This window comes from Fortiea sp. LEGE XX443 (assembly GCF_015206815.1).
GTDB lineage: Bacteria > Cyanobacteriota > Cyanobacteriia > Cyanobacteriales > Nostocaceae > Nostoc_B.
Map to the genome: position 1 here is coordinate 17,277 of NZ_JADEXZ010000036.1, position 12,440 is coordinate 29,716.

At 41.3% G+C, this 12,440-nt stretch carries 14 protein-coding genes; 7 read left to right on the plus strand and 7 right to left on the minus strand.

The annotated features are described in order from the left end of the window. Positions 1-78: 78 nt before the first annotated feature. The 3 genes from IQ259_RS14785 to IQ259_RS14795 form a co-directional block, all read right to left on the minus strand. Positions 79-768 carry a DivIVA domain-containing protein gene (locus IQ259_RS14785; RefSeq protein WP_193886006.1) on the minus strand — a complete coding sequence of 230 codons (690 nt, stop codon included), beginning with the start codon at positions 766-768 and terminating at the stop codon, positions 79-81. Continuing rightward, positions 654-1,229 (minus strand): pantetheine-phosphate adenylyltransferase, encoded by a 576-nt coding sequence (gene coaD, locus IQ259_RS14790; protein ID WP_193886008.1) that lies wholly within the window; start codon positions 1,227-1,229, stop codon positions 654-656. The genes IQ259_RS14785 and coaD overlap by 115 nt, the downstream gene beginning before the upstream one ends. Positions 1,230-1,421: 192 nt before the next feature. Next, complete coding sequence (locus IQ259_RS14795; protein ID WP_193886009.1) at positions 1,422-3,062, minus strand: iron uptake porin; 1,641 nt, start codon at positions 3,060-3,062, stop codon at positions 1,422-1,424. A gap of 191 nt (positions 3,063-3,253) precedes the next feature. On the opposite strand from IQ259_RS14795, the gene IQ259_RS27585 reads away from it, so the two are divergent. Further along, on the plus strand, positions 3,254-3,379 hold the full coding sequence (locus IQ259_RS27585) for a hypothetical protein (RefSeq protein ID WP_255525391.1): 126 nt from the start codon (positions 3,254-3,256) through the stop codon (positions 3,377-3,379). Positions 3,380-3,450: 71 nt separating this feature from the next. Next, positions 3,451-4,083, plus strand: a complete 633-nt coding sequence (locus tag IQ259_RS14800) for a glutathione S-transferase family protein (RefSeq protein WP_193886011.1) — start codon at positions 3,451-3,453, stop codon at positions 4,081-4,083. 209 nt (positions 4,084-4,292) lie between these two features. Here the strand turns inward: IQ259_RS14800 and IQ259_RS14805 are convergent, their stop codons facing one another. Next, complete coding sequence (locus IQ259_RS14805) at positions 4,293-5,282, minus strand: Rieske 2Fe-2S domain-containing protein (protein WP_193886019.1); 990 nt, start codon at positions 5,280-5,282, stop codon at positions 4,293-4,295. Between the two features lie 176 nt (positions 5,283-5,458). Between IQ259_RS14805 and IQ259_RS14810 the strand changes: the two genes are divergently transcribed. Next, positions 5,459-6,046 (plus strand): TetR/AcrR family transcriptional regulator, encoded by a 588-nt coding sequence (locus IQ259_RS14810; protein WP_193886078.1) that lies wholly within the window; start codon positions 5,459-5,461, stop codon positions 6,044-6,046. A gap of 166 nt (positions 6,047-6,212) precedes the next feature. Beyond that, positions 6,213-6,785, plus strand: a complete 573-nt coding sequence (locus IQ259_RS14815; RefSeq protein WP_193886021.1) for a hypothetical protein — start codon at positions 6,213-6,215, stop codon at positions 6,783-6,785. Positions 6,786-6,974: 189 nt separating this feature from the next. On the opposite strand, the gene IQ259_RS14820 is transcribed toward IQ259_RS14815, so the two are convergent. Both IQ259_RS14820 and IQ259_RS14825 read right to left on the minus strand, forming a co-directional pair. After that, positions 6,975-7,223 (minus strand): DUF4926 domain-containing protein, encoded by a 249-nt coding sequence (locus IQ259_RS14820; protein WP_193886023.1) that lies wholly within the window; start codon positions 7,221-7,223, stop codon positions 6,975-6,977. 1 nt (position 7,224) lies between these two features. Then, on the minus strand, positions 7,225-7,554 hold the full coding sequence (locus tag IQ259_RS14825) for a DUF6883 domain-containing protein (RefSeq protein ID WP_193886025.1): 330 nt from the start codon (positions 7,552-7,554) through the stop codon (positions 7,225-7,227). Positions 7,555-7,878: 324 nt separating this feature from the next. Between IQ259_RS14825 and IQ259_RS14830 the strand changes: the two genes are divergently transcribed. After that, a complete protein-coding gene (locus IQ259_RS14830) occupies positions 7,879-9,102 on the plus strand; it encodes an HhoA/HhoB/HtrA family serine endopeptidase (protein WP_193886027.1) in 1,224 nt (407 codons plus the stop codon). Positions 9,103-9,185: 83 nt separating this feature from the next. Next, positions 9,186-10,367 (plus strand): aldo/keto reductase, encoded by a 1,182-nt coding sequence (locus IQ259_RS14835; RefSeq protein ID WP_193886029.1) that lies wholly within the window; start codon positions 9,186-9,188, stop codon positions 10,365-10,367. 166 nt (positions 10,368-10,533) lie between these two features. Here the strand turns inward: IQ259_RS14835 and galE are convergent, their stop codons facing one another. Beyond that, positions 10,534-11,532, minus strand: a complete 999-nt coding sequence (gene galE, locus IQ259_RS14840) for a UDP-glucose 4-epimerase GalE (protein ID WP_193886031.1) — start codon at positions 11,530-11,532, stop codon at positions 10,534-10,536. Between the two features lie 249 nt (positions 11,533-11,781). Here galE and IQ259_RS14845 point away from each other — a divergent pair, with 249 nt between their 5' ends. After that, positions 11,782-12,426 (plus strand): hypothetical protein, encoded by a 645-nt coding sequence (locus tag IQ259_RS14845; protein WP_193886033.1) that lies wholly within the window; start codon positions 11,782-11,784, stop codon positions 12,424-12,426. Positions 12,427-12,440: the final 14 nt, after the last annotated feature.

Sequence of the window (12,440 nt, forward strand, 5' to 3'; positions counted from 1 at the left end):
GCACTGGAAATAGCCCGCGATTTTAACCCCAGTTAGATAGGGTTAGAAAAAATTTTACAATAGAGCAGGTATCTATGCTTATTTCTTTTTAGAAGTTGAATAACCTTGTGATTGAGTTTCTTGGCGTAATTGTTGCCGCCCGTTGGTAATAATTCTTAACATATCTTTGAGGTCTTGCTCAATATTTTCCAAGACATGATCAGCGTATTGATCAGCACCATCTTCAATTTCTTGAGCTTGAGCGATCGCAATTTGACGCATTTGTTCCAATTCTTCCATACAAGCTTGTCGTTTGCTGTCAATTTCGGCAAGGGTTTCTTGCATCATGTCCTCACATTCTTGCTGAGTTTGTCGCCGTAGCTGTTCCGCTTCCCGTTCTGCTTGTCTGAGAATATCGCTTTCTGCCAAAATTTGCGCTCTTTTGGCTTGGGCTGCTTCTACAATCTGCTGTCCATATTCTTCGGCTTCTAACATAACTTCTTGCTTGTGTTGCAGAATCGCTGCTGCTTCCTGAAACACCGATGGCAAAGAAACTCGAATAAAATCAAGCTGTTCAAACAGTTTTTCTTCGTCTATGAGTGTGCGTCCTGTCAGGGGAACTCGCCAACCAGAGAGAATCAAGTCTTCTAGGCGGTTGAGTTCTTGCTGAATATCTACACTTCCGGTTCGGGAATTGTCCCCGTTGGCGACTCCATTGGAATAGTCTGGAGGGGGGGGATAACTGCCGTTGTGGCTAGGTTCGCTGTTGGATAGTTGTGGTTGTAGCATTTGGATATATCTAAAGCAATGTGGGGGGGAACAAGATGATCGACAGAACCACCGAATCTTGCGATCTCTTTTACCACACTACTACTTAAAAAACTATACTCATTTGATGTGGCAAGAAAAACTGTTTCAATTTGAGTAGACAGAGTTTTATTCGTGTGGGCCATCTGTAGTTCTACTTCAAAGTCAGAAATCGCCCGTAAACCCCTTAATAACACTTGTGCTTGGCGCTGTTGGGCATAATTGACGGTTAGTCCATCAAAACTATCTGCTTCGACATTCGACAAATGTTGCGTAGCTATCCGAATTTGTACTAGCCGTTGCTGCACAGTAAATAGTGGTGCTTTATGGGGATTTCGCAGTACAGCCACAACTACTTGGTCAAACAGCCGACTACCACGCTGAATAATATCGAGGTGGCCTAAGGTAATGGGGTCAAAGCTGCCGGGATAGATAGCAATCACAATATATTGGATGTATCAAAGTTATTGAGGTGATTATATCGAATTCTGCTGTGGCGATCGCTCATCTTACTCAATTAATCTAACTCATGCTGAGAAAAGCAATTTCGGATCAATTAATCGAAAGATGATTTGTTAACGGTATTCTCTTGGTTGAGAAATACCGTTAATTGATGGGTTTTCTGATGAAACCACTTAGAACGTAAAGGTGGTTCTTAATGTACCAATTATCGCATCTTCACTATTAGTACTTTGACCAGGATTGGTTAACCAAATCACACCAGGCGTAATCGAAATGTTATCGCTGACTCGGTATTTATAAAAGCCTTCAATGTGATATGGATTGCTGCCAGTACTACTACCAGCATAGGGTTGAGCACCGGCAAAAATGCCTAAAACGTTGCCTTTTTTACCAAAATCAGGTAAGGCTACTCCTAGCCCATAACTCCAAACATCATCATCATCGTTGACTCCAAAGCCTGTAATTTGACTGTAAAGCACAAAACCACTAATTGACAGTCTATCGCTAGGTTTAAAAGCTGCTTCAAAACCATAGGAATTACTAACGAAGGCGTTACCGCTACCGGGAAAATCTTGACGGTTAGCTTGTCGAGTACCTACCACACCAGTAGTTACAGAACCAAAATCAAATAAGGCGCTACCTGCACCATGATATCCGTTAACGTAGGTGGCAGCTAAGGTGAGGCGATCGCCAACATTCAAGTTCAGTTGTGCTAAGGCTGCATAGTTACCATTAAATAAACCTGCACCCGGACTGGGATCATTTGGTTCAGAGGCTAAATAGCCCAAAGTTAATGAAGGTTTAAAAGTTCCACCACCACCAAAGGCTAAGTTTAGCGCCGCACCTGCACCGCCACCGATGCGATAAATTGGACTTTCTGAAGCAAAGGTAGATAAAGCACCATTACCACCATCAAAATCTTCAAAGTAGGGATTGACGGTAGGAACGTAATCACTATGAATACCACCAGTAGCTGCAACATAAACTTGCGAGTTACCCACAGGAAAGTAATAAGCTAACCAATCGATAAACGCATTATTGTTACCACCGAGGAACACGTTAAATGTTTGCGTTCCCTCGGAAGTGTTGTTTGCTAAAGGTAAGACAGTAGCATTACCAGTTGCAATCCGAGTGTGTAAGATATCTTTACCTGTGAAGCTGGTTTGGAAGTCTAGACGCACCCTATTTTGAAAGACGGTGTTGTTGTTGTCGTTGTCGCCAAAGCTATCGGTGACAGCAAAAATTGCCTCACCAACTAGTTTAGTAGTAGTAGAAAATTGATTTGCTTCCAATTCAGCCGTGCGGGTTTCTAGCGCGTCTACTCTACCGCGTAAAGTTGCGAGTTCTGCCGAAAATTCTTCTTGCAAACGCTGAAGAGTTGCCAAGTCTTCTTTTTTTACTAAATCTGCGGTTGCTGTCGCAATCAGTTCATTAACTCTATCTAAACAAGCATTCAAACCTGCGGCGAACTCATAACGCGTCAAGGCACGATTACCGCGATAAGTGCCGTTAGGATAACCTGCAATACATCCGTAGCGCTCAACTAAAGATTGCAATGCTTGGAATGCCCAATCAGTTGGCTGTACATCCGAAAACTGCGAAACTGATGTGACTTGAGATCGTGAATTTTGGTTTTTACCTTCAAGACTGTATTGGTTTACTTGTTCTAAAACTTGATTTTCTTCAGTTTTGGCTTGAGAAACTATTGATGACTCTGTTTCAACTTCAGCAGCTACTACCTTCGCAGAAAATAAAACAGCTACTCCTAAACATACAGGAGATAACACTAGTGTTTTCCACAATAGATGAGACATGTTCTGTTTTCCTCACACTGTTTTGTTAGGATGACGCGATCGCCACCTGTAAAATGTAGTCTAGAATACTTTATTTATGCTTCTGCTAATTTTTGATTTATTGTGTCAAAATAGCCACATTTTCTGATTTTTCTCAGTGTAAACTCTTGTTTTAGCGATTTTAATTCAATTCTCTTAGCATCAAAAGTATCTTGGCTCTATCAGTAAAAATCAAGTTATTAACTGTTGCTGCTAACAAGCGATCGCTCAAATTGAACCGCAGATTAACATCACCGTTTGGACATTTTGGCAATATTTTTTTGATTTTGGATGAATAAGTCAGAGCGATCGCGTTTATTGCTAGAGTATCCTTGTTCCTATTGGATTTTTGATTAAAAATCTAAAAATCATGGCAAAGCTCACCGTTTACGGAATTCCCCTCAGTACTTATGTTCGTACTGTCCGGTTGCTGCTTGAGGAAGCGGGTGTAGACTATACCCTCAAGGGAATTGATATCTTCAAAGGCGAAAACCAGTCGCCAGAGTACCTCGCCAAGAATCCTTTTGGCAAAGTGCCAACACTAGAAATTGATGGGGAAATAATTTACGAAACGCCTGCAATTACCGACTACCTCAATACAGTCTTTGCCAATCATCAGTTCAGCCCATCTGAGCCGATGCTTCAAGCGCGGATGCGCCAGATTATCACAATTATTGATAACTATCTCTATCCTGCTGCGATCGGGACAATTGTCATTCAACGCCTGATTGTTCCAAGCCAGGGCGGTAAAACAGATGAGGATAAAGTAAAAAATGCGATCGCACCTGCACAAAAGGCTATGAATGCAATTGATTCAATAGCTGTTGTTAGCCCATATCTCCTTGGTAGCCAAGTGAGTCTTGCTGATTTCTACCTAATTCCTGTCTTCATCTACCTTTCCCAGACTCCAGAGTACGAGGAAATTACTGCTCAAACTCCCAAACTGCGGACTTGGTGGGATACAGTCAACCAGCTTCAGAGCGTTAAAAAAGTGTGTGCGTAATCGTAGTTCACTCATCAACTTACTCAGAAGCAGCCAGCTAGATTCATCCACATAACTAAAACGGGGAAAGAGTGGTGAGGTTTTTGAGTAATCTTCTAGAGATACACGAAACCTCACACTCTACCCGACAGATGTTTCTACTGAACAGCTATTACTAAATATGAGCGATCGCCACCTGTAGAGTAATTTTGCTAAACTCTCAATGGCAACTATCGAGATAAATTTGGTTCAACAACTGTGGGAAAATTCTCAAAATTACGCTTTACCCAATCCATTCCCACTTCATTATTTAATTTGATCTGCTTTGGCGTGTTAGGGTATATTTTTCCTAAAATCTTTGCATCTTGCTCTACAACCACATCAATTAACCTCAATAAATTGTTTTTGAGTAAGTGTGCAATTGGGGAATGAGCCTTCATATACATCAACACAAATACGCGAGACTGGCGATCGCTTTCTGGAAGATAAAAATGACATTCTTTGAGGCTGAGTAGTTTATCTTCACCATGCAGTAATCCCATAAACGGGAAAAAATTTTCTAAATGAGCTTCTAGTACTTTTGGTAATGCGAATTGAGCAGGATTTTTTAAAATGTCGCGGAAGGTAGGCTGCTTGCGAAGTTGTGACAAGTAAGCATGAGAATGTAACCCCTCATCGATAAACTGTTTTACCTCCACTTGTTCAATCTCGAACAAGTCTCGATGAGTGCCGTTTTGATGATTATAGTCGTGCATGTTCAGCAGTAAACTTAAAAGATCAGTCGGAATACTGCGTTCTCCTGTCACGCCGATGAACTCGTATTCTGCTGCAATCTCATTCATAATTGAGGGAATGGAAATTTTTGGTTCATGATCACCATAAGACCAGATAAAATCTCCTTGAATAATTAAATCCAGTGGTTTAAGCAGAGATTGAGTTTGTTTGTTAGATCCTGGTAGGACAGTGCAGCCTGAATGATTGAATTCCAACGCATGAAATGGACAAGCGATCACGCTACTACCATCAGTCTGCGTTACACACCAACCTTCAGATAGCATTGCACCCATATGAGGACAGGCATTCGGCAAGGCGCTAATTTTGCTATGAATATCTTGCCAAAGCACGTAATCATTACCCAGTAGTGAAATCTTTTTTGGCTGATTGGGTTTCAGCATGGAACGATGTGCTAAAAGCCACGGCGCACCTTGCAATTGATTCATATTCAGCTTACTTACTAATTAATTAGTAAGTTTAGCAAATGCTTGATATTTGGTCAATTTATCAGTAGATAAAGTGACTCTTTGGTAGGATAGAAAAGCAAACGCTCAATTAAGATACAGTGGTTCGACCGAGTAAACGAGTTGCGAAATCAGTCCGCCCATTCCGCGATGCTGAAATGACAAAACAGCAAATTCTCGATGCCGCAGAACAAGAATTTTCCCGGCATGGCTTAAACGGAGCGCGAATGAGTGCGATCGCAAATCTTGCTCAGGTGACAACCGCAACAGTTCATTACTACTTTGAGAATAAGGAAAACTTATATAGAGCAGTTTTACAACGACCGATTGATGAAGTTCAGGCTACACTTGGGCAATTAAACTTTGAGGGTTTATCTCCAGAAGAAGCACTGAAGCAAATTATTCGGATTGCGATCGCCAACGAAGCGAAAAATCCGCAACGACAAATGCTGTGGTTTCAAGAGTCCAGCCAAAATCAAGGAATATATTTTCAAGAGTGCAATGTTTTGAGCCTGCATGAACATTTGCTCAAGGTTTTAGAATTGGGAATGGCGCAAGGATATTTTCGTCCACTCAAGCCGTTTCTGGCTTTGACTCATATCTTGAGTGTTTGTCTGTTTTATTTCACAGTGCATGAAAACTGGAAACATCTCACACCAGAGATTGATCGCCTGAGTCCAGAAATGATAGAGGAACATACCCAAGAAGCGATCGCATTTATTTTGGCAGCTGTGAAGCAAAATTGATTAGGCGATCGTACATCGCTGAGATTGTAAACTGGAGAAAAATTTTGGTAAACTTTGGCTAATTGCAAAGTTGTGCAGCAGCAGATAAACTTGATTTCTAACCAATAATTGTATAGCTGCCAATCTATAATTTCCAACTGAGGCAAACACCGCCCCAAGAGTAAACATGAATTCTGAGCAAAGACTAGACTACCTTTACAAAGAGTATGTTCGACTAAGCCAACAAGCAGAAGAATATATCAAAAGTGCCTTTGAAGATTTTAAATTAATGGGCGTAATTGGGGCAACTATTGCGCTTTGGAAACCTATTGTAGATGTTATAGTACTTGCGAACCCCAAAATTGAATACAGTGGACTTTTATTTTTAGGTTTTCTCAGTCTTCTGTTAATTATTGCGATTATAGGATTCTGGAATCTGATAAAACAATCATTTATAATTTTTTTTGCAGATAATCTTCAAGGTTACGAGGAAGAAATTAGAAAAGAATTAAATGAGGTAGAAAACTCCAGAGTTTTCAGTTTGAATCTTGAAAAGGAAACAAAACTTCTTCACAGTTATAGAGTAACTTTTGCAGCTTTTCTTTCAGTTTTTGCAATTGCAACTACTATCTTACCATTTTTAATTTTACTTTCTTCTAAAATAATTTATTCAACTATTTACTTACTACTATCATTAACTATCTTCGGGATTTATTTTAAAGTACTTAAGAAGTCAACAAGGAAGTATTTTAATGGGTAAGATGTACTAGCCCAGAGCAATCGCATCTAACATTTTGACTAAATATTTTTTCAATTGAGCGATCGCTTTTTTAAATAATTCGGTCATCGCAAAAGCACTCCTACCAAAAAAGTACTAACTATTATTGCTTACTGAACTATTTATTAGCCCATAGCAGGATATCTCCATAAACTTTCGCAACATGGAATACTAACCGGCTTTGAGGAAAGAACGAACTGTTAAAATTGCATCGGGACGTAAAGCTTCTACCGCAGAAATTGGGACAGCTATCACGGCAAGAGATTCGCCAACAGCGTTGAAGACTTCCAGCAAACATCCCTGTTCACCGCCATGAGGGTGAGAAACAAAATCAACTAGTGTGGCAATATCTCCTGTTCTCAGACTATGTTCTGGTAAGTCACGAGTTAAGGCGACTTCCTGGTATAACTCAACTGTCATATCAAGGCTCCCTAAGAGGTTTGAGTGTCACAAACTGGAATTTCCTATCAATTTGTCGTTGTAACCAGATTGTAACAACAGAAAGGCTGACACCATTTACGCCAACTAACTCTCCAGCAACTTGATAGAATACTCCATACTCATTGCTTCCATCTTCAACACCTTCACCTATTGCTATAAGTGACTGGATAGCTGCAATTAATACTTCTGGATTTTCTAGGGTAAATCCAGCCTGTGCCAAAAACTTTGACTTGTCATTCCTAGCTTTTTGCACCAGTAGATAACGATTGATTTTATCATCTGGAATGAGCGCATCTTCAGGAATTCTCACGCCGCTACCTCTACTGCCTTGATCATTAGATCACTATAGAACTTTCACCTAACCACTCGAAAAGCGTAAAATAGGTTACATACACAGCACTGAACGAGTGATACCCGAACCTTGATAAGGTAAATGTCCGTAATAGCTAACAAGGGAAATTTTCAATTAATTTAAATTACAGGTAGCACATACCATGCTTTAGTTCCCGTATTGAGAATCTGAAGCAGTAAACAAAAGTTAGTCCGCAGGAACTTCATCCAAGCTGTAAAAATAACTGTAGATGGATTTGTCACGACTAAGTAACAATTCGGCTTCTAAATTTAGGTTGTGATTATGCGATTGTCCAAAATATCCCGTTCTATACGTCGACTTAGTACCCACATTTTCGCCATATTTTTGGGAGTCTTGCTCACCGTTAGCACTCTGCGGGTGTTACCTTCTTCAGCGGAATCTGCACCCAGTTCAATGAAAATGGGGGATGCACCAGAACTGATTGCCCAAAAGCAATCGCCAGCAACTGCTGCTATAGGTAATAGTAGTTTTGTCACAGCAGCGGTGAATCGTGTCGGGACAGCAGTGGTGAGAATTGACACGGAACGCACAATTACTCGCCGCCGTGTTGATCCGTTTATGGAAGACCCAATTTTCCGGCAGTTTTTTGGCGATGGTTATTCTCAACAATTACCTCCAGAGCAATTGCGTGGTCTTGGTTCTGGATTCATTATTGATAAAAGTGGTTTGGTTTTAACTAATGCCCACGTAGTTGACAAAGCGGATAAAGTTACAATTCGCCTCAAGGATGGTCGCACCTTTGAAGGTAAAGTTCAAGGTATTGACGAAGTAACAGACCTAGCGGTTGTAAAAATTAATGCTGGTAAAGATTTACCCGTTGCACCTTTAGGTTCTTCAAATGCCGTGCAAGTTGGAGATTGGGCGATCGCAGTGGGAAATCCTTTAGGCTTTGATAATACCGTTACTTTAGGTATTGTCAGCACCCTCAAGCGTTCTAGCTCCCAAGTGGGAATTGCTGACAAACGCTTAGACTTCATTCAAACCGACGCGGCAATTAACCCTGGTAACTCTGGCGGGCCATTGTTGAATGAGCGGGGTGAAGTGATTGGAATTAACACCGCGATTCGTGCTGATGCAATGGGTATTGGCTTTGCTATTCCTATTGATAAAGCCAAAGCGATCGCCACACAACTGGAACGAGATGGTAAAGTTGCTCACCCCTACTTAGGTGTACAAATGATCACCTTAACACCTGAGTTAGCCAAGCAAAATAACAGCGATCCCAACTCTACTTTTGAAATACCAGAAGTTAACGGTGTTTTAGTTATGCGAGTTGTACCAAATTCTCCAGCAGCTAAAGCAGGTATTCGTCGTGGTGATGTGGTCTTCCAAGTAGATGACCAAGCAATCACCAGTGCAGAACAGCTACAGAACTTTGTGGAAAATACCAACCTTGGTCAAGCATTACAGGTAAAAATCCAACGGGGTAGTCAGACAAAACAGCTATCAATACGCACAGCTGAGTTACAAAATGCTTCTTCATAAGTGCTGAGTTTGTCAAAAGTTAGATCCCCGATTTCTTTAAGAAGTCGGGGATCTGAATATTAGCAATCATCAAAAATTCACTCATGCTATATAAAAGATTTGGACGCACAGAATTACAGATGCCGGTGTTTTCCTGCGGCGGCATGAGATATCAGTTCAAATGGCAAGATGTTAACCAGTCAGAAATTCCCGCAGACAACCAGAAAAATCTGGAAGCAACTATTCGTCGGGCAGTTGAAGTAGGAATTAATCATATTGAAACTGCCCGTGGTTATGGTAGCTCGGAAATGCAATTGGGGAGGATTTTGCCTAAATTTCCCCGTGAAAAATTGATTGTGCAAACTAAAGTTTCACCCGTAGCTGATGCCAAAGAATTTCGTAAAACATTTGAGCGATCGCTACAATATCTCCAGTTAGATTATGTAGATTTATTAGGTTTGCATGGGATTAATAATGCTGAATTACTAGACTACAGCATTCGTCCAGGTGGCTGTTTGGATGTAGCAAGGCAGTTGCAGGCCGAGGGCAAAGTTAGATTTATTGGTTTTTCGACCCACGGGGCTACAGATTCAATTATTCAGGTAATTAATACTAACCAATTTGACTATATAAATTTGCATTGGTACTACATTAATCAATGGAATTGGCCAGCCATTGAAGCTGCTACTCGTCTTGATATGGGGGTATTTATTATTAGTCCTTCCAATAAAGGCGGGAATCTATACAGTCCACCGCGAAAATTAGTAGATTTGTGTGCGCCTCTAAGTCCAATGGTATTTAATGATTTGTTTTGTCTGAGTCACCCACAGGTGCATACTTTGAGTATCGGCGCAGCAAAACCCCAAGATTTTGATGAACATTTGAAAACATTAGCATTACTGGATGATTCATCAGAAATTTTGCCGCCAATTTTGACGAGATTGGAAGCAGAAGCGATCGCCATTTTAGGAGAAGATTGGGTAAAAACTTGGCATGTCAACTTACCTACATGGGAAAATACACCAGGAGAGATCAATATCCCAGTGATTTTGTGGCTGTGGAATTTGGCCACCGCCTACGATTTAGTAGACTACGCCAAAATGCGCTACAACCTACTAGGCAACGGCAATCACTGGTTTCCCGGTAACAAGGCAGATAAGCTAAAAGAATTAGATTTACGCCAATCTCTTGCCAACAGTCCCCACGCTGATCAAATTCCCCAAATTCTCACTCAATCCCATCAAATGTTGAAGGGTGAAGAAGTGAAACGATTATCACAGAGTTGATGAATAAATGCTTAGAAACACCGGGCGATTGAAAATCGCGGCTATACAGACTAAACCCGCCTGCGCAGGTTTGTAGACAGTCCGTGTGGTGCGCCAAGCGCAGCGCAAGCGTGATAGGCAGACTTTGTTTGTATAGCCCCAGACTTCAGTCTAAGGGGCTATTTGGTTACTTGTGCCGTTTTTGATGCCACTGCCAAGCATGGCTGACAATATCTTGAATGGATGGGTATTGCGATCGCCAGCCCAGAATTTTTTGAGCTTTTTCACTACTACCAATCAAAATAGGTGGATCACCAGGACGGCGATCGCATTCTTTGACTAAAATGGGTAATCCTGTAACTGATTCAGCCGCCGCAATGACTTCTCGCACAGAGAAACCATTCCCATTACCTAAATTGAAAACTTCGCTGTCTCCACCCTTTAATAAATATTCCAAACCCAAAACGTGGGCATCTGCTAAATCGTTAACGTGAATATAATCACGAACACAAGTACCATCAGGCGTGGGGTAATCTGTACCAAAAATTGAGATAAACTCTCGCTTACCCAAGGCTGTCAACAATACCAAAGGAATTAAATGCGTTTCTGGATTGTGGTCTTCACCTAGCAAGCCGTCGGGATTAGCACCAGCAGCATTAAAATAGCGGAATCGAACTGACTTTAAATCATAAGCGACATCAAAATCAGCAAGAATTCGCTCCACCATTAGCTTAGTAGCCCCATAGGGATTAATTGGGTCTTGGGGATGGTTTTCGGGAATTGGAACGACTTCTGGGACTCCGTAGGTGGCACAGGTGGAAGAAAAGACAAACTTGTTAATTGATGCAGCCAACATTGCTTCTAACAAAGTTAGCGTGCCGACAACATTGTTGCGATAATATTTTGCTGGGTCAGTTACCGATTCTCCTACGTAGGCGTAGGCAGAAAAGTGCATGACTGCGGCAAACTTGCGAGTTTTGAATAAATCGTCTAATAAAGGGCGATCGCTCGTATCACCCACGACCAGTTCTACTTGTAAAACCTTTTCTACCAACTCTTGATGACCATAAACCAGGTTATCAAGTATTACCACGTCATAACCCGCTTGCTTAAGAGCAAGTACAGTATGGGAACCGATATATCCTGCTCCCCCTGTGACTAAAATTCTGGGCTTTTCAGGCGACATAGTTTTTCCCTCTGAGTTGACAATTTCTCAATTAATTTAGTCTACTGGTGCTACATGAACCACCTGGAAAATTATAAATAATAGACGCAGTGTGAAAAAATTGCTCTAAAATCACTACGACGGTAGTCTTTAGGTGTAAAGCAGGTAATATTTGCAGTCAAGTAAAAGTGCGATTACAATTTGACGGTCAAATATACATCTTGCTCCAAACCCTAGGCTGACTGCACTAGAAAATTTGAGAGTTAATCTATGTTCATATTGTTAAGCCGCGTACTGCTGTGGCTGCTTGTTGGCACTATCGTATATTCTTTGTTCCAGAGGTTCTATCCTCAAGGGACTTTTGCTGGGCGAGTAGTTTTAGTAATCGTTTTAGTTGTCCTAGCTTTGTCATTCATTAACCCCAATGAACCAGCTGTGGCATCTTTATGGAGGGTGGTATCATTTCCACTCAAGCCTTTGGGAGCATCAGTATTGCTGATGATTTTTGCAGCCCAGAAAATTAAGGGTGGTGGGATAGAGAAACCAGGAGGGTATTTGCTGGGGTGGTCTCTGACAATTTTACTGTTGTCCAGTACACCAGCGATCGCTTACTTTTTGGTCAGAGCGCCAATCGCCACAGTCACTAATCCCACATCTGGAGTACTTGTAGCATTAGCACCAGCAACTATAACTACCGATTTAGTGGATAGTAAATTAGGGCGGACTGCTTTGGCCCAGTCCACCTTAGGCATGAACATCCCACCTTATTTGTTACAAAATCCTCAGCAAATTCGAGACCGAGGTTTGCGACTTGAGGACTTTGTACCCAGTGCTGAAACACTACAACTTACCACCCAAGTCTGGGAAAGTTATCTCAACCAGGTTTACTTTTTCTTGCGTGGTCGCCAGTCCTAGGGTTAAAAAAGTAA